The organism is Flavobacterium solisilvae, from assembly GCF_012911605.1.
GTDB lineage: Bacteria > Bacteroidota > Bacteroidia > Flavobacteriales > Flavobacteriaceae > Flavobacterium > Flavobacterium solisilvae.
Window position 1 is genome coordinate 1 of sequence record NZ_JAAMPT010000070.1, and the last position, 255, is coordinate 255.

Consider the following 255-nt stretch of genomic DNA (forward strand, 5'->3'; position numbering starts at 1 on the left):
GATTTTGTGGCGTTTGTGCATCGATTAAACTGTTGTAATAGGTTACAATCATCCCTGGAACGCCGCCAGTAATTACATTTTCATTAACGGTTAAGTCAAACTCAGCTTGTGTAATGGATGAACCTGTGCTACACTCGTTTATTGGTAATGGTGTTACAGCTAATGGTAATGGATTTACCACTAAATTGAATGAACTTACCGTGTTACAGCCTGTAACATTATCGCTGATGTTGATCCAAATTTGTTGTGGATTAC

Annotated in this window: 1 protein-coding gene; it reads right to left on the bottom strand. The window is 38.0% G+C overall.

The genetic code is table 11. The annotated features are described in order from the left end of the window. Positions 1-255, bottom strand: a 255-nt coding sequence (locus G6042_RS00335; protein WP_169522320.1) for a hypothetical protein, incomplete at both ends; no start/stop codon positions are given.